Here is an 18,960-nt window from a genome sequence, read left to right as displayed (position 1 = left end):
CTGCTATGAATATGTATCACCACACATTTCAAAAGACGAGAGAAAAGTATCTTAAGTTTAAATATCGACTTGAGAGAAGCATCTCTTCTGGCTCATTTGATAAACTATCCAGAAAAAAGAAAAACACACTCATCGCCAGAGTAGAGAAGTTTCGTTCACAGCTGGAAGGTTTTGCTAAACTTAAAAATGGAGCTGTATTGGCAGGGTCTATAGGAGCTGTAATGCTTCCCAATGCACTTGCAGCACAAGATCCTCTGATGCGTTTTGAGCGAGGCACTAAAGATATAGCAGTCTTTGGTACCAATGTGCATATAGAAGTAGCAAACATTGATAGTGACCCTGAACTGGAAACACTCATTTCAACGACGAGTGATGGTTTCATTATTGAAGGGAACGATAAGAATGGTTATGAGGTGCTTAGACCTTCCTCATTGGATTTGATGAGAGAAGAATTCTGGGTTGGAGATGTGGACAATGATGGAGACAATGACATAGTATTTAGGAGCAATGATTACTTCTATTTGCTCTTCAACGATGGTGATGGAAATTTTGAACTAACAGAACAAGTATTCTCATATTCAGCAAGTTCTACAGCAGGTGCTATTGCTCGTGAAACCAACCCTGACGACATTGATCTAGTAGATTTTGATAGTGATGGCGACTTGGATTTGGTAATAGCCTATGCTGACAACTCCCTCAAACATTTCGACAATGATGGTTCAGGCGCCTTTTCAGGTGTTAATTATTTATATGTGAATCGCTACGATGGGGTGACCGAATTCGAATTCGCAGATATGGATGCTGATGGTGATCTGGATTTAATACACAACCAAAGTGATGGTGCAGACAATACACGTGTATATGTAAAGGAGAATACTGCTGACGCTGATGCTGTTCCGGTTTTCTCTGGGGCAAATACTTACCTCCTTCAATATGAATATGCAAGCTTTCAGCATATTTCAGCACTTGATATGGATGGTGACAAGGATCTTGACTTATTCTTTTCAGATGGATCTTACAATCAAAATTTTGTTTATCAAAACAGATATGATGAAGGTCAGAATTTTCAATTTAATTCCATTTCAAATGCTGGATTGCCAAATGAGGCGGTCAATGACGTAGAGATAAACGATTTCGATGGTGACGGGAATGATGATTTACTAATAGCCTTCAATTCAGAATCAAAAATTGCGGTTTTTGATGGAGCCGATTTGACCGCTTCAGACCATAGTTTGAATGGTGAGATTGGAGATGCCGCACGAGCTTTTAGTTCTGTAGCGGTAGGAGATATTGATGCAGATGGATTGGATGATATCATAGGGCTCACTACATCTCTAGATCCGTTTGTTTATTTTGATAAGTCGGCACCATATATTTCCAGTTTTAATGGAGAGGTAATCATTGATGAGAATAAACCAGCTGGAGTTATTGCCAATCTTGTTGTTGAGGATTTTCACTCAGATCCGATAACATCTTATTTGAGTGGTGACGATGCTTCCAATTTTACCTGGAATGAGACCACAGGAGATTTGTCAACCAATCAACCGTTTGACTGGGAAGAATCTGGAAGTTCGCTTGATCTTAGCTTTAACTTTGGAGATGGTAATAAAAGCAGAACAGAAAAAATCAACATAAAAATCAATAACCTTCCAGAAGAGGGGAATGGATTATTTGATTCTAATAGCTATACGTTAGAATCCAGTAGCGGAGTTATTGAGGGTTTCAAATCCAGCGATATAGATCAAGATGGGGACGCTGACTTGTTCGTAACAGATGAGACCATCCTCATTAACAATGGAATAACTTTTGTAAAGGATCAGATAAATGTGTTTTCAGATGGAGCAACGGAAGTTGCTTTTATTGATTTTGACGATGATGGAGATTTAGACCTCTTTGGGTTAGACAATAGTGGATTGTACGCTGTGGAAAATAGTGGCGATGGAGGATGGAACTCTATTGGTACTAATTTTATCGGTAGTGGTAGTTTTGATTTTATACCTGGAGACTTTGATTCAGATGGTCTGGAAGAAGTTGCGCTTATTCGTAGATCATATAGTTCATCACAATATACCTACTTCAGGAGGTTTGAAGTAGCCGAAAACAATTCATCGTTTTCGCAAGAGCAAAACATATCGCTGCAGCCTTCTGCTGGGGGAGGTGCAATGCAAAATGCAGGTAGAATAGTCGATATTGACATTGCGGACTTTGACAATGACGGAAATGTGGATTTGTTGATTATAGCAGAAAACGATGGCGTAGATCCAGGTACAGATGCCTTCTTCAATGGGACAGGTAGTGGTTTTTCAGATACTTCTACAGCAGCAACTGGATTTAATGCAGATAACGGATTCAATAGAATTGAGATTGGTGATTTGAATCTGAATGGGTCTATCGATATTGCTACCTTAAGATACGATGGAACTGAGGTAGATATTGATATTATGATCAATGATGAAAGCGGTGGGTTCTCGGTTTCGCAAAGCTTAGATTTAGGAGGCGTAATTGACACGGATGGAGAGCAACTTGCTGATTTGAAGCTTGGGGATATGGACGGAGATGGATCACTAGATATCGTAGTTGCCATTACTGATATGAACGGCCAAAATGACATTACCTTATGGCTAAACGATGCTTCCGGTACTTTCACATTGAAGCAGACATTGTCCAACGTGAGTGGCGTGGAATTAGAATTGATGGATGTCGATAACGATGACGATCTTGACATTGTATTGAGAGAAGAAAATTCGTCTTCCAATGACGCAGTGAAAGTATTTCTCAATACAAATGTGTCAGCATCAAGTATAGGTTTATCGTCTTCCACTTTGGATGAGCATTTGCCAGAAGATACGCAGGTGGCAAGTGTCTCTGTTACTGATGATAACCCAAATGATGCTCATATCATTTCTTTAGCCGATGGTGACGGTACTAATGACGAACACAATAATTTCTTTGCCATAAACGGAAATAATCTGATCCTTACTAGAGATGTGAGTGCGGAAGAATTTCCAACGCTCAACATATTATTAGCTGCAAATGATGGTGAAAATATCCATGAACAAGCATTTACCTTAACTGTCAGTCAGGTGAACCTAGCTCCGACTGCAATTGCTCTTTCGTCAGATAATTTCAATGAACGAACAGCCATTGGAACAAGCATTGGAACAATTACTGCAACAGACGATGGCATAGAGGCACTAAGTTTTGAATTGGCTACAGGAGATGGTACCAACGATGCTGACAATGGATCTTTTAGGGTTGAAGGAGATCAGCTGATAATAGATGAAAACTCACAATTTGAAAGCAAACCTTCTTACAATGTTTACATAAGTGCAGCAGATGTTGATGGAAGCACAGAGCAGGCGTTTGTGATCAATGTCAATGATGTCAATCAAGCACCGAGTGCAATCGCCCTCTCAGCTGATAACATTGATGAAGGATCTGCAATCGGATCTACTGTTGGAACAATAACAGCTACAGATGATAGTATTGAGCCATTGACTTTCGAATTAGTAGATGGAGATGGCACTAACGATGCTGATAATGAATCTTTTAGAATAGAAGGGGATCAATTGAAAATCGATGTTGAGTCTAGATTTGAAACCAAAGAATCATTCAACATATATGTTAGAGCGTCAGATATTGATGGGAACACAGAGCAAGCTTTTGTGATCAGTGTCAATGACGTCAATCAAGCACCGACAGCCATCGCATTATCCGCAACTTCTTTAGATGAGAGTGTATTTCCCGGTAATGCAATAGCAGACATTTCTGCCACTGACCCAAACACAACAGATACGCATACTTTTTCGCTTGTAGATGGAACAGGATCGGATGACAATGACAAATTCATCATACAAGGAAATCAGCTCATATTAATAAAAACGCTTGAGTTTAATACCACTCCTTCTCTTTCCATAAGAATCGTTGCTTCAGATGGTGAGGAGTCTTTTGAGCAATCATTTGCTCTTACTGTAAATGAAGTATTAGGCTTAGAAGATGAGATCAGAAATGTTTTAGGTATTTATCCAAACCCCGGTCAGGATAAGATCAATTTCAATATTGAAAATGACCTGTACGGTGAGATGAATGTTAAAGTAGTTGATCTTGCGGGCAGAAGTGTACATCAATTTGATGTACAAAAAAACACGCGAAATTGGACCTACGACCTTGACATGAGTACGCAAAAATCTGGGATTTATGTCATTGAGGTTATCGTTGGAAGAGTAAAACTTGCCCAACGGTGGATTAAGAAAGACTAGATTGGTCGCGGATCAATTGACCCTCTTTTCAGTTTTTCCCAAACATAGATTTCAATTTCATCTCGGCATCAGATTCTGAAGGATATGAAGGAGATAGCGATGGTTGACCGGGTAAGTTTTCGATGTGTAGTGTTTGTGTTGGGAATGCAAAATTGACACCGAGTTCTTTGCCCAACTTCACTATTTCCATCAGAATTTCATGTCGACATTTCAATTCATCGCCCCAAGTAGGCACATTGAAGAAGATGTAAAACATAATATTCAGTGAGCTTGAGGCCATGTCGTTAAAATAAACGTGGTAGTTCTTCTTCCAGGTTTTTGGATGTTTTTCCACGATTTCGCGTAACCCTTTTACAAAAATTTCAATTAACTCAGGAGGAGTATCGTAGGTAATTGCAATTTGGGTGTAAAATCTGCGGTACTTTCTTAACCCGTGGTTGTCTATGGTATTATCTGCCAGTTTGCTATTGGGCACATAGATCAATGAATTTCTAAATGTTCTTATTCTGGAAGATCGAAATCCGACCTCTTCGACTGTGCCGTCTACACCGTCTGAAGTGATCCAGTCACCCACCTGAAATGGCTTGTCTACGAATATCATGACTGATCCGAAGAAGTTTTTTATGGTATCCTGAGCTGCTAATGCAAAAGCCAAACCGCCAATCGAAAGACCTGTAAGCAGTGGGAGGATAGGCACTCTTAGGTTGTTGAGGATCAGTAGTGTTCCGATTATTATGACAAAAGTTTTTAGCGTCTTTCTAAGAAGTGGAACTAGCTGATCATCAAGCGTGCTTTCTGTATTTTGAGCTATTCTAGCAAGCAGTACGCTAGAAATAGAGACCAACCGGTAGGTGATTATGGTACCAAACAAAGGAACCATTACTCTTAGGATAATATTGACATATTTCGAGTAGGCAATTGGGAGCTGAAGAGCAGGGGTAAAGACTAGGAGTAAAAGAATAATGATGAAAACGCTGGTTGGTCGGGCGATTTGCCATAAATACTTCTCGGAGTTTTCACTTTCATACTTGAACCGTTTAATAATTCTGCTAAAAATGCGTTCAGTGAAGAACGCAAAGATCTTATAAACTAGCGTACTTATAAGTGCCAGGATAAAGATCATGATGTACTGGTAGGTATATAAACCAAAGGTCTTCTTGGTGCCTAGTTTAGGCAGGAGGTTAAGTAGCTGGCCAGTCCCAAATCTAAATGTCTCTTTATACAGTTTATCAATACTGTCAATACTTGAATTTGAGAAGTGCCATTGGCCATTTTCAGATTTTATCAAATATATTTTAGGGTACTCATCAATTAAAACATACTTATTTCTGTTGTTCGTTGAATCGCGAAAGTTGGTATTGCCAGGGATCTCGTCGAGGTACAGGTAAATGCCTCTTCCATCAAGTATTCGTTTGAATTTAACCGATACCTTCTTTGCTTCTGCCAATGATCTGTTTTTGGATTTAAAAGGAAGCGCGGCTATTGAATCATTTACAGCGTTGGGTTGAAGATTTTCCAAAAACGTACGGACTGATGCATAGGGAGAGCTTAAATCTGAGTAAGGATTCTGAGCATTCAGTGAAGTCGACAACACACAAATAAGCACAACAAAAAAGTACCTCATATGATCATTTTTCTGCAAAAGTAAACCGCTCAAGCCATTACATTTGCCGACGGTTAAATTTAAATTCATTGCAATGGCTAATCCACTTCTTTCCACTTTTAAAACGCTCCACGAAATGCCTCCGTTCTCTCAGATAAATGCTGAGCATTATGAAGAGGCGATAGAGGCCGCACTTGATGCGGCAAAAGAGGAAATAGATAAAATCATCAATAATTCAGAGCCACCCTCTTTTGCGAATACCATTGAAGCGATGGAAAATAGCGGAGAAAACCTCCAACGAAATTCCTCAATTCTTTTCAATTTAAACTCTGCGGAAACAAGCGATGAGTTGCAGAAAATTGCGCAAAATGTATCTCCAAAACTTTCAGCATTTGGTAGTGAGGTAAAGCAGAATAGTAACTTATTTAGTCGCGTAAAGGAGATTTACGATCAGAAAGACAGGCTACACCTTTCGACTGAGGAGCAAAAATTGTTGCATGAAACGTACTTTGATTTTGTCCGACGCGGTGTTGAGTTAGAAGGTGACAAAAAAGAACGATTCAAAGAAATAAGCATCGAGTTATCAAAACTTTCACTTTCATTTTCAGAAAACGTTTTGGCCGAAACCAATGACTATGAAATGATTTTGACCAACGAAAATGACCTATCGGGACTTCCTGATGATGTAATAGCCAGAGCCAAAAATTTAGCAGAAAAGAAAGGCAAGGAAGGGTGGATCTTTACGCTACAAGCACCAAGCTATATTCCTTTTATGGAATATGCTGACAAACGAGAGCTAAGAGAGGAGTTGTACAGAGCCTATATGTGTAAATGCTTCAAAGGCAATGATCATGACAATCAAGAACTCATATTGAAAACAATCAGACATAAGGCTGAGCTTGCTTCCTTGCTTGGATATCCCACATTTGCCCAATACATACTGGAACAGCGAATGGCAGAATCCCCAGCCAAAGTGTTGGACTTTTTAAACGATCTCCTTGAAAAGAGCCTTCCGAAAGCCAAGGAAGAAGTCATTGAAATTAAAGAGTACATCAAGTCCAGAGGAGAAGATATTACCCTTGAACGATGGGATTGGTCGTATTATTCAGAGAAACTGCGCAAAGAGAAATATGAATTGGATGATGAGCTTGTAAAACCTTATTTCAAACTTGAAAACGTAATCAACGGGGTCTTTAATACAGCAGAACGATTGTATGGCATTTCTTTTAGACCAAGTGATAAATTGGAGGTGTATCATGAGGAGGTACAGGCATACGAAGTAGTGGATGAAAAAGGAGAGGTGGTGTCTGTTTTTCTAGCTGACTTCTTTCCAAGGGACGGAAAAAGAGGAGGTGCTTGGATGACATCCTATAGAAGTCAAAAATACCATGGTGATAACAGGGTTATCCCTCAGGTCAGTATTGTTTGTAATTTCACTCCTTCGGCTGCAGGACATCCATCATTATTGAAATTCAATGAAGTAGAAACGCTCTTTCATGAATTTGGACATGCATTGCATGGAATGTTAGCGAATACCAAGTATCAAAGCTTATCTGGGACAAGTGTTTATTGGGACTTTGTAGAGTTGCCATCACAGATTATGGAAAACTGGTGCTACGAAAAGGAATGTCTGGACATGTTTGCGAGGCATCACGAAACAGGTGAGTTGATTCCAGAAGATTTAGTGGACCGCATAAAGAAATCATCTACTTATCATGAGGCCTATGCCACTGTGCGCCAGTTGAGCTTCGGTCTATTGGACATGTCCTGGCATAGCCTTTCATTAGAGGAGGCGAATGAGATATCCAGTGTTGGAGCGTTTGAAGCAAATGCTTTTTCAGCAACAGAACTCTTTCCAGCAGTGGAAGGAACAAATATGAGCGTTCAGTTTAGTCATATATTCGCGGGAGGATATGCTGCAGGTTACTACAGTTACAAATGGGCCGAGGTGCTGGATGCAGATGCCTTCTCGGTTTTTCAGACCAATGGAGTATTTGATAAAGCGACAGCCGATTCCTTTAAGGAGCATGTGCTGAGTAAAGGAGGGACAAAGCACCCGATGGAACTTTATAAGAATTTCAGAGGGCAAGAGCCTACACCAGAAGCGTTGCTCAAACGAGCCGGACTTATTTCTTAGTTTTCTAGATAGGGTATTTCGGAATCTATTGACTTGTCATTGTCACTCAGATCTTTTTTGATGTCGGCAATCAGTGCATCTAAGGAAGTACTTAGTTTTCTGATTTCTTGTTGCTTTTCAGGTCTACCTCCAAAGACTCTGTCTTTTTCCGATGGCGAGAGTAGTGAAGCAAAGTATTTGGTATCTGTGCTTAGCTTATTAAGGAGCACCGAGACCTTAGGAAGTAATGAAAGAATCTTATTTTGTGAGATAGACAATTCTACCTCGGGAATGTTATACAATATAGAATTGATTTCAGAATCGCGGAGATTTATCTTGTCGTGCGTATCTGCCCGTAAGGTTTTAAGAAGTCTTGACAGTGACTTTAAATTACCGTTGGTATGTTGGTCTCTTGAATTGATGCGTGCAATGTTGAGAAAAGGCAGATACTTTTTCACTTTCTTGTGGGCAAAGTCAAACTCAGCGATTCCTCGATAAATTTCATTTTTAGTTTTTACGAATTCAGCGCTGTTGACCCAAAGGGAGGGAAGCACATCAATTTCGCATGTTGGTTTTTGAGCCGTTATTCTGATTCTGGTTTTATCGCTGTAGTCAACAGACTTAAAGGATGTATCTTTTGTGAGAATGTCCATCAAATCCATTGCAAGTGTTTGCATGTCTTTGTGTGGTTTATCAGAAACATTTTTCTTTATGATAATGATTTCTACATCCCCATAAAGTAGGATGTTAGAATACGTCTTTAGCGCACCCTGATATCTGTAATCAATGTCATAACCTCGCTTTCTAAGCGATTTACCAATCGTCTCGTGGATTCTTCGTGAATTTGCATAAACCTTATAGGCATAAGAGGGATCAATTTCAACCATTGATTCCAAGGTATACTTAAGGCAATCAGAGTAACCAGATTGATTAAAGGCATCTGATAGCACAGGCTCGCGCAGCGCTTCGTCATACCTTCTCCCTTTTAGGTTTTCTACTAGCAGGCTGTAGTCGTGTTCCATTGGGATGGCAAAATAATCAATTATAAACACATGAATTGTATTTTTAGAAGATTATCGACAGTTTATTTTCATGTTTAACTTGATATAGTAGCCTGAATTTCGCAGATGAAAGGGCAGATAAATGGTGTTTATTAGACTCAGGAAGTGATTCTGATTCCAAAAAGACATTTCATCTTATTTGAATGACAATTTTGAATGAAATGAAGAATTTTTAGTTTTTTGATTAAAAACTTAAAAACGGAAGACGTTTTTTCTAAAAAAAAGCACTAGAATTGTGGTCTTATGATTCTATTCACTGAGATTGTAAATACCACGCCCTCACGAGTCAGAGGGTAACCCCTAGGCTGGGTATCTCACCTTATCCGTTTTTTTCTTAACAATTTCATGGCTTTGCAGTCTATGCACAAGCTTCATCATTTAATTTTCTTTAGAAATGACGAAAGAATCATTCTCTATATCGAGAGTTTTTAAACTCTTTGTTTCCGCGCTAAAAGGAGAGGAAACAGAATTCACAACAGGAAGTATTAACAGAGCTATCATATTGCTATCTATTCCAATGATTGCAGAAATGATTGGCGAGTCACTATTTGCGGTGGTTGATATGATTTTTGTATCACGAATCAGTGTAAATGCCATCGCTACTGTAGCACTGACTGAAACCCCGTTAATGATTATTTACTCGTTGGCTGTTGGACTAAGCATGGCTGCTACCGCAATTGTTGCACGAAGAGTAGGAGAGAAAAAGTTTGGACGTGCAGCTGATGCTGGGTTTCAAGCAATTGTTATTGCCATCGTTATCGGTGTAATATTTGGCGCTATTGGCTTTCTCTTTGCTGAGGATATCCTCGCATTGATGGGAGGGGAATCTGACCTGATATCCGAAGGAGTTGGCTATACCAAAATCATGTATGCAGGTAACCTGAGTATTATTTTGATTTTCTTGATCAATGGAATATTTCGTGGTGCTGGCAATGCCTCAATTGCCATGAAATCTCTGTTACTGGCCAATGGTTTAAATATGCTCTTGGATCCAATTTTCATCTTTGGCCTAGGACCAATACCTGCAATGGGGGTAGAAGGAGCAGCTGTTGCCACAACTACAGGAAGATCAATTGGAGTCATTTATCAACTGGTGCATATATTCAATGGTAGCTCTCTGATAAAGCTTACAATTAAAAATTTCGTCATCCGCATTAAGACGGTTATCGAGATTGTCAAGATTGGTTCAGCTGGCATTGGTCAGTTTTTAGTTGAAACACTTAGCTGGTTATTTCTGGTTAGAATAGTAGCGGAGTTTGGAACAGAATCTGTTGCTGGTTATCAACTGGCATTCAGGGTCATTGTTTTTACACTATTGCCTTCTTGGGGTATGGCCAATGCGGCTGCTACGCTTGTGGGTCAGAACCTGGGAGCTAAAAGCCCGGATCGGGCAGAGACTTCAGTCTGGCGAACAGCTAAATGGAATACGATATTCCTCATTGCGGTTGCGATCCTATTCTCCATATTTTCGAATCAGGTTCTGGCGATTTTTAATCAATCAGGCGTGGTTCTTGAAACAGCAATTAATGCACTTCGAATCATCTGTTTTGGGTACATATTCTTTGCTTATGGCATGGTCATAGGACAGGCTTTCAATGGAGCAGGAGATACTTTAACTCCTCTCTGGATCAATATTGTGGTCTTTTGGGTTATACAGATTCCGCTAACATATTTGCTGGCAATCGTGTATGATTGGGGGCCTAACGGTGTCTTTTTCTGCATAGCGTTTTGTCATAGCTTGTATGCCATAGTAGCGATTGTGCTGTTTAAGCGTGGCAAATGGAAGACAGTAGAGGTTTAAAGACTAATCCAGAACATATGAGAAAAATTATCTACTATGTGGCGACTTCATTGGATGGCTACATTACAGGAGAAAATGAAGACGTCAGCATGTTTGCGCAGGAGGGAGAGGGGGTAGAGCAATACTTTTACGATCTTGAATCTTTTGACACGGTAATCATGGGAAGAAAAACCTATGAGTTTGGTTATCAATTTGGTTTAAAACCTGGTGAACCAGCTTACCCAAATATGGAGCACTATATTTTTTCAAATAGTCTTTCTTTTGATGACCGAAATGAACAGGTAAACATTGTTCCGATTCATTTGGATAACCTGAATATTCTTAAAAATCAAACGGGAAGTGACATATACCTCTGCGGAGGAGGAACTTTTGCAGGATGGCTTATGAAGAATGGAATGATCGATCAAATAAAGCTTAAAATCAATCCGATACTCTTAGGCAAAGGAGTGAAGCTTTTTGGTGACTGTTGTACACCTTACAAGTTAAAGGTTGAATACAGCCAGTCCTTTGATGATGGTTTTCAGATTGTCACTTATCAAATTGTCAATAACTAAAATTGTAGAGTTCCAGGTTTGATCCCCACGTGGTGAAAACTTGGAACTCTCTTTTTGCACTTGAATAAATTAAGCTTATTTCATGTTCCGAATTCAATGGATTGCCAGTCAGCAAATTCCCGGATTTGTCATAGATGTATAGGCTTTGGCTAGTTATGTCCGTGAATATTACCAGGTCTTTGCCGGCTCCAAATTGATAGTATTGAATAAGTACTGGTCCATCGGACAAATAGTCTTTTTTGAACAATAAATTACCTGTATCATCCAATACCTCGTATGTTCCCTCTTCTTTGCGAACAATAATGAAGGAATCTCCTCCTTTATCAGGAACGATTCTAAAAGACGCGTCAGCTGTGGTTTTTATGAGTTGATCTCGCCTTATTACATCACCTTCGAGATTGAGTTCGGCTAATTCACCTCCCTTTGATATTACAGTTATCGATGAATTGGATAAAGCATTAGACTTTCTCAAATGGTAGTATTGACTCACATCTTGTTTTACATTAAATGGAAACCCCTGAATGAATTCACCTCGGCGATTCATTATATTGATTGTGCCATTTTCCTGCAAAGAAATCATCACATCTTTTCTGCCTAGCCTCGCATGATCCAATGGTAAAAGTGCCCTTCGGTTTAATTTTCTTGGATTCCATCCTTCCAAAATTTTCAAATTTTTATCAGCCAAGTAGATATTTCCATCTATATCTGTAATGGCAATTCGATAATTCCTACTTCGCTCATAGTCTATCAGATTTAAATGATCGATTCTTGCATTATTTGACAATGCCTTCGGATATTCTGGTATATAGGAGCCAGTTCGATCGATGATGTGCACCTCGGAAGAGGTAGCGAATATGTACTGAATCTTTCCATTTTTGTAATAGTCGATAGAGTAGATGTCTCCCTGAATCGGCTCATCCAGCGTTTCAGACCATAGTGCATTTTGATTGGGATCAAGGTAGTAAACAGTATGTGTACTGTCCTGAACAATGATGTCAAAATTCTTATGAGCGTGGGTACGAACAAGAAATGGTTTGGTCGTTAGGCTACTGATGAACCTAACGCCATTTTCAGCATTCGTTTTAGGGATGTTTTTGGACTTCTTAACTGGCTGAGTGAAGGTGTAATTGGTGAAATACTTCCCATCCAGGTAGCTGTATTGAAAAGCAGCCATCTCCAAGGATTTGTAGATTGAAGCATTTTTTTTGAAATGATCTTCCCATTCCGGTTTCAGCTGATTTTGAATATCAAACCAGGCTCTGGGAATATTTACAAACAAGCTAACATTGGCAGCTTTGTTAGCCATTTCCAAGAAGTTATTCATCTGGATAGACTTACCCCATGTTTCTTCTTCCTTTACCGAGGAAATGAAATTCTTCAATTCCTGCAAGTCATTCGAAAAGATGATATAGTTTAAATGACTTATATAAAAGCATTGCTCAAAACCCTCAGCTATCGTCCCCAGTATAGTCGAAGGAAACTCACCAACTGGTAAAAACCGTATTTCGTTTTCACTATAAGATTCTGTATATACTGTGTCACCTCTTGAAAAAGCAACTCTTTCAGTTAACTGGCTAAAAAAATTGAGTGACTCCTCGGTACTTTTTACCTCTAGGATTAGGAGTTTTCGACTATCCTGAGATCGGGGAGATTCAAGATTTGCTAGTCCTATTTCATTGTCAATCAGGTCGAATACCTGATCGGTATTAAAGTCATATTGAACTTTCAATGAATCTTGATAGGCTTTTATTTTAGTATTGCTGGATCGTAAATAGTTGATCTGCTTTTCCTTCCAATTGGAGAATACCGAAGAGGTAATGTGATAGAAAAATGCGGTGTTTTCAGGAACAACCTCAGCCATATCAAAAGTAGATGGCTGTTCGGTGTGCGTAGCAATCCATCCATCGTCAACATAGGAAAAACCAGATAGTTGCATGAATGATGAGTCAAGTTGGAGTTCATAGTTTCCACTGGTCATTGGAAGATCTTGGTCTTTAGTAAAAGCACCCAGTAAATCACCAAATCGAAGGTAATTGATGTATACAGATGCTAGTCCGTTGGTTCCTATCTCATCAAATTGGCTAAACTTATCTTTAAATGCGTTCATTTCTGAATTTCCAATTACTCTTACTGCATCCTCTACTAAATAGGGAGTAAAGCTTGCCAGAAAGAAGTTTCTATAGAAAATAAATGTTAGTGTCTGATTGGCGCTGGAAATCTCGCTAATCTTAAAATCATCATAATTTCGAGTCTTAAATCGATACCCATTCTTCTGAAGACGGCCAATTGCAGCATTTGCAAATGTATTTTGGGAAATATTTTGGAGTTCGATCACAAAGAGGAAGTCTAGCTTATTGCTTGATACTTTGTGCGCAGATGCTAGCACAGGAGTGTCTTTGAAAATTGCAGAGAATCCTCCGTCCCCATTGATTGAATCAAGAAAAGAGAGTCCATTTCTGAAATTCTGAAATCCTGTAGATTCATCCAAAATGGTGGAAATAGGGTAGCCTTTTATTGACTGGAGGTCTTTCATCAACCCACCTTCCAATACCAACGCGGCATCTGCAGGAATAAAACTCCAAGCGGTCAAGTCGGAATGTTTCACCCATTTTTCGTAAGTGAAGTATCCTGCTCCCGAAAGGAGTAGAACTGCTAGTAAAATCAAAAGTTTCTTCAAATCGATTGGTTGATTTGCTTCAAAAATAACTTAGTTATTGACCATTTTAGTACGTATCTGGATGTATTGTATTCTATTTTTTACATGATAGGTAGTTAGCACAGTATTGGAATTTAATATCTTAGCTCGTATGTCACCGTACAAAGAACTCGGATCATTTATAGACCGCACATATAAAGTAGTTCGTCAGGACTTGATCAACAGATTTAAGCTTGCTAAAGTAGACATCACACCTGAACAATGGGTTATCCTTTCAAAGCTGAGTGAAAGGGATATGTATCAGACAGAGCTGGCATGCAACAGTTTTCGTGATAAACCTACGGTTTCTCGCATAGTTGATTTGTTGGTAAAAAAAGGATTAGTAGAGCGAACACGAGATACCATGGATGGAAGGAAATTCCACGTATCTATTACCAAGAATGGGGAATTGCTCGTTCAAAAAGCGTCTCCAGCAGTAGAAGACTCAAGAAAACTGGGATGGACAAATCTTACCGATAATGAATATCAGGTGCTAATAGCTACCCTTGATAAGGTGTTTACCAATTACAGTGAACGCAGTTAGATTTGAAAAACTAGAAACTATTCATACAGATTAAAGGATTAACAACCCGTGTATCGCTTACTAATCATTAATTCGGTTTTCGCTTAAAAGATGAAAAAGATAATAGCTACATTTCTACCTATTGTATTTGCGGTTCTTTTGGCTTTAGCATTAGAAGCATTATATGCGAATCGCATAAGGCAAAGTGAGATTGAAGTTGCTTTAGCTGATATTGGGCTCGATATATACTCTTATACTCAACAATACGAAGCTTTTGATTTCAATCAATCTCAATTAGATTCATTGATTGTTAATATTGAAAGATACAGACAAGGAAACTCTGCAAACTTTAGCTTTGGGTATGCCAGACCTGAATTGAGTTCTTTGGCTTGGGAGATGTCAAAATCAACTGGCCTGGCTTCAGATTTTGGAAATGAGCTTTATACAGATATTGCCAGAGTTTATGTCGAGTACGATAGGTTAATCGGACTCTGGGATTTTACATATGATTTTATGCTTTCATATGATCCATCTATGCCGTCTTATGATTTAGCTCAACATAAGACACGTCAACTTAGACGCATTCAAGCCAGACATGCTGAACTCGCGGAAAAATCTACTGAGTTCTTAAATAAATATAATAGCTCAAGTTTTATCAAAGCCTTGGCAAGCCCAGAATAAGTTAGGAATGGTCAAAATAGCCTAATAATATGTAGGCTAGACTATAAAGTTCCTCTCAATTCTTGCTCTCTTTCCAATGCTTCAAACAAAGCTTTGAAATTCCCTTTCCCGAAGGAAGTAGCCCCCTTTCGCTGAATAATCTCGAAGAACATGGTAGGACGTGCCTGAACCGTCTTAGTGAAAATCTGCAGAAGATATCCTTCATCATCTCTATCTACTAAAATCCCCAAAGGTCTCAGGGCTTCAATGTCTTCGTCAATTTCTCCTACACGTTCCGAAAGTACATCGTAATAGGTATCAGGCACCTGAAGAAATTCAACGCCACGGTTTTTTAGGTTTGTGATGGTTTGGATAATATTATCGGTAGCTACTGCGATGTGTTGGACTCCCGCTCCCTCATAAAACTCCAAATATTCATCCACCTGAGATTTTTTAAGTCCGGGTGCTGGTTCGTTGATTGGGAATTTAATTCGACCATTGCCATTGCTCATTACCTTACTCATCAGCGCAGTGAATTCGGTAGAAATATCGTTATCATCAAACGACATGATTTGAGTAAAACCCATGACCTCTTCGTAAAACTTGACCCACTCATTCATCTGACCCAGCTCCACATTTCCAACCATGTGATCTACATACTTAAGACCAACAGGCTCTGGATTGTATTCCGTGTTCCAAGCTTGATATCCTGGAAGAAAAATTCCATTATAATCACTGCGCTCAATGAAAATATGAACGACCTCACCATAGGTGTGGATTCCAGACCTCACAACTTTTCCATCCGCATCCTCCAGTGTATTTGGCTCCATGAAAGACTTAGCTCCACGTTGCACAGCTTCCTTGTATGCCTTGGTCGCATCATCTACCCAAAGAGCCGTTACTTTTACTCCATCCCCATGCTTGTCTATGTGACGTCCGATAGCTGTACCACTTTTCAAGGGAGATGTCAAGACTAATCGAATCTTGTCCTGTACTACTACGTAAGACTCCCTGTCTTTGACTCCTGTTTCTAGACCAGCATATGCTAAGGCCTTAAAACCGAAAGCAGAACGATAATAGTGAGCCGCCTGTTTTGCATTGCTGACATATAATTCCAGATAGTCAGTGCCATTGATTGGCATGAAGTCTATGGTTTCTTGAGAGTTGGATGTTAGCGTTGAGGTCTCCATGGAGGTGTTTGTTATCAGTAGTTGTTATAACAACAAATTTAGCAAGTCTCACCTCCAATTCAAACTGTCAATTAAAATCAACTTATTCGTTTCGCAATGATTTCACCGGATTGGCCTTTGCTGCACGCCTTGCTTGATCTGAAACAATGATAATTGCAAAAAGAAGTACAATAAAGCCCACTAGAGGGAATATCCACCATGCGATGTTTACCCTAATCGTGTATCGATCAAGGTATTTATCCAAAAGATACCAGGCAAATGGAGCAGCAATAAAAAAGGAAACCAATACAAGCCTAGCAAAATCTTTAGAAATCAGATTCATTAAGCTTGCTACAGTTGCACCCAAAACTTTGCGAATGCCAATTTCCTTGATGCGTTGTTCGGCCGTATACGATGCTAGACCAAATAAGCCTAAACCTGTGATGATCATAGCTAAAGTCGCAAACAAACTTGCAAGCTTTCGCGTCAGGTTGATCGTTGTAAATTTTCGTTGGAATTCAACATCTGCGAAGTTGTACTCAAAAGGATATGCTGGGTTATGCCTATTAAAAATTTGTTCTAACTCTTGCAGGGACGCTTGCAAATCATTTGTTTCCTTAAGTCGAACTGATATATAGCCTCCCCAATCTTCCAGAATCATAAACATCGGTTTGACAGGCTCATACGGAGACCCCATCAAGACATTGTCAACCACTCCAATGAGCTTTCGTTTGTCTCCCCATAAATCCAAGTTTGTTCCTATGGGATCTTCCAGGTTCATAATGTCCAAAGCTGCTTTGTTAATGACCATGGCATTGGAGTCGCTTGCAAATTCTTTTGAAAAGTCACGTCCCATGAGAACCTCAATTCCCATCGTTTTAGCATAATCATAGGTTGTCGTAATCGTCGTAAAAATTACTCGCCGATCATCTGGCTTTCCTGGCCACCCTACAAAGTTGTTGGAGTTAATTTGGGTAATTTGAGAGTTTGAGCGTGTGGCAGACTCAACAAATCCAGAGGACATCAGTTCTTGTTTTAATATTTCATAATTTTCCGAGAGATCATTGGTTTGTTCAACAGAAACAAGGCGATCTTGTTGGTATCCTAAGTCTCTGTTTTTCACGAGGTTGATTTGCTGAAAGATCACGATCGTACTGATCATCAAAACAATTGAAAAAGCAAATTGGGTAACTACGAGTATTTTCCGTGGAGTGGTCGCTCCTTTACCTGCTTTGACCGTTCCTTTGAGCGTCTGCGCGGGCTGAAAAGAGGAGAGATAGAAGGCAGGATAGCTTCCTGCAATGATACCTAGCACTATGATGATTCCTATGGAAGAAAACCAGAAGACAGGGTTTGCATAATTGATTGTTAATTGCTTTTCTACTAAGTTATTGTAGGCAGGTAAGGCCAATTCCGTCAATATTACGGCTATCAAAAAAGCAATGAAGGTGATGAAAATGGATTCGCTGATGAATTGATAAATCAACCGGACACGACTGGTACCTAAGCTTTTTCGGATGCCAACCTCTTTGGCGCGTTTTTCAGATCGAGCAGTTGCAAGATTCATGAAATTGATGCACGCGATGATCAGAATAATGATAGCAATGGCTGTGAATAGTTGGACATAATCACTTCTCCCGCCAGCTTGTTCACCTTTTTCATTCCAGTTGGAATAAAGGCGCCATTTAGACATGGGATGAAGAAAGAAGTGTTTAGCCATTCCATCTTCTCCATCTTTTTCCTGCAACAAATCATAAATACTTAACTCAACATCAACTTCACGAGCAGGATCATTTAGCTCAACAAACACTTGAAAGGAATAGTTACCCCAATTTGTTTTATTGTCTTTGACCCACTCATTTACTGACTCCCTGTACTTCCAGGTAGCCAGATAGTCAAACTCAAAGGAAGAGTTTTCGGGGAGATCTTTCACAATAGCCGTTACCTGAAGCGTTCCTTCATCTGAAAGCTTCACCTGTTTTCCCATCGGATCTTCATCTCCAAAAAGAATCTTAGCAAGCGATTCCGATAGAACGATGGACATGGGGTCTTTTAATGCTTCTTCATGCGTACCTGATACGAGAGGAAATTCAAATATTTCTAAGAACTCTTCGCTCACGTAATAGCCGGGTTTGATAATCCTTACATCTCCAGCTGTAAGTAGTCGCTCACTTCCCCATCCAGCCACAACAGAATTTTTTATGTTACTATTTATCACTTTCATCTCAGAATAGGTCGGCAGGGGCACGGACTGCCAATTATTTACCCTATCATCAAATTCAGAGCTAACATAAACCTGATAGAGATTATCATACTTTGGAAGGAATTTGTCATATGACACCTCATCTGCTACCCAAAGAAGGATTAAAACGCTGCAAACGATACCAATGGAAAGGCCTGAAATATTTATGACAGAATATAATCCATTCTTTTTCAGGTTGCGAATAGAGATTAGGAAGAAGTTTTTGAGCATGGCAAAAGAAGTTGAGTATACTATAAGGATTTAATCAGGTGATTAT

11 protein-coding genes are annotated in these 18,960 nt (G+C 39.4%); 6 read left to right on the top strand and 5 right to left on the bottom strand.

Annotated features, from left to right (window positions below; all coding sequences use genetic code 11):
* The first annotated feature begins 5 nt into the window (after positions 1-5).
* Complete coding sequence (locus tag ABJF57_RS08000; protein ID WP_462234076.1) at positions 6-4,259, top strand: FG-GAP-like repeat-containing protein; 4,254 nt, start codon at positions 6-8, stop codon at positions 4,257-4,259.
* A gap of 28 nt (positions 4,260-4,287) precedes the next feature.
* Here ABJF57_RS08000 and ABJF57_RS07995 read toward each other — a convergent pair whose 3' ends face one another.
* The gene (locus ABJF57_RS07995) at positions 4,288-5,883 is read right to left on the bottom strand and encodes a mechanosensitive ion channel family protein (protein WP_462234074.1); all 1,596 of its coding nucleotides are present in this window, start codon (positions 5,881-5,883) and stop codon (positions 4,288-4,290) included.
* Positions 5,884-5,956: 73 nt separating this feature from the next.
* Here ABJF57_RS07995 and ABJF57_RS07990 point away from each other — a divergent pair, with 73 nt between their 5' ends.
* Positions 5,957-7,999 carry a M3 family metallopeptidase gene (locus tag ABJF57_RS07990; RefSeq protein ID WP_462234072.1) on the top strand — a complete coding sequence of 681 codons (2,043 nt, stop codon included), beginning with the start codon at positions 5,957-5,959 and terminating at the stop codon, positions 7,997-7,999.
* Here ABJF57_RS07990 and ABJF57_RS07985 read toward each other — a convergent pair.
* The gene (locus tag ABJF57_RS07985) at positions 7,996-9,030 is read right to left on the bottom strand and encodes a hypothetical protein (RefSeq protein ID WP_462234071.1); all 1,035 of its coding nucleotides are present in this window, start codon (positions 9,028-9,030) and stop codon (positions 7,996-7,998) included. The two genes, ABJF57_RS07990 and ABJF57_RS07985, sit on opposite strands and share 4 nt — an antisense overlap.
* Before the next feature lie 403 nt (positions 9,031-9,433).
* Here ABJF57_RS07985 and ABJF57_RS07980 point away from each other — a divergent pair, with 403 nt between their 5' ends.
* Together ABJF57_RS07980 and ABJF57_RS07975 are read left to right on the top strand one after the other, a co-directional pair.
* The gene (locus tag ABJF57_RS07980; protein WP_462234069.1) at positions 9,434-10,840 is read left to right on the top strand and encodes an MATE family efflux transporter; all 1,407 of its coding nucleotides are present in this window, start codon (positions 9,434-9,436) and stop codon (positions 10,838-10,840) included.
* A gap of 17 nt (positions 10,841-10,857) precedes the next feature.
* Complete coding sequence (locus ABJF57_RS07975; protein ID WP_462234067.1) at positions 10,858-11,394, top strand: dihydrofolate reductase family protein; 537 nt, start codon at positions 10,858-10,860, stop codon at positions 11,392-11,394.
* Here ABJF57_RS07975 and ABJF57_RS07970 read toward each other — a convergent pair.
* Positions 11,384-14,071, bottom strand: coding sequence for a hypothetical protein (locus ABJF57_RS07970; RefSeq protein WP_462234065.1), 2,688 nt, complete (start codon positions 14,069-14,071; stop codon positions 11,384-11,386). The genes ABJF57_RS07975 and ABJF57_RS07970 overlap by 11 nt on opposite strands.
* Positions 14,072-14,201: 130 nt before the next feature.
* On the opposite strand from ABJF57_RS07970, the gene ABJF57_RS07965 reads away from it, so the two are divergent.
* Both ABJF57_RS07965 and ABJF57_RS07960 read left to right on the top strand, forming a co-directional pair.
* Complete coding sequence (locus tag ABJF57_RS07965; protein ID WP_462234063.1) at positions 14,202-14,633, top strand: MarR family winged helix-turn-helix transcriptional regulator; 432 nt, start codon at positions 14,202-14,204, stop codon at positions 14,631-14,633.
* A gap of 90 nt (positions 14,634-14,723) precedes the next feature.
* On the top strand, positions 14,724-15,293 hold the full coding sequence (locus tag ABJF57_RS07960) for a hypothetical protein (protein ID WP_462234061.1): 570 nt from the start codon (positions 14,724-14,726) through the stop codon (positions 15,291-15,293).
* Positions 15,294-15,334: 41 nt separating this feature from the next.
* Here the strand turns inward: ABJF57_RS07960 and hppD are convergent, their stop codons facing one another.
* Positions 15,335-16,462, bottom strand: coding sequence for a 4-hydroxyphenylpyruvate dioxygenase (gene hppD / locus ABJF57_RS07955; protein WP_462234059.1), 1,128 nt, complete (start codon positions 16,460-16,462; stop codon positions 15,335-15,337).
* Positions 16,463-16,544: 82 nt separating this feature from the next.
* Positions 16,545-18,914, bottom strand: a complete 2,370-nt coding sequence (locus ABJF57_RS07950; RefSeq protein WP_462234057.1) for an ABC transporter permease — start codon at positions 18,912-18,914, stop codon at positions 16,545-16,547.
* Positions 18,915-18,960: the final 46 nt, after the last annotated feature.

The sequence above is a fragment of the Ekhidna sp. genome, from assembly GCF_039940915.1.
In the GTDB taxonomy this organism is placed as follows: Bacteria; Bacteroidota; Bacteroidia; order Cytophagales; family Cyclobacteriaceae; genus Ekhidna.
Note: the sequence above shows the minus strand (reverse complement) of the source record. Positions and strands in the feature narration are given on the sequence as shown.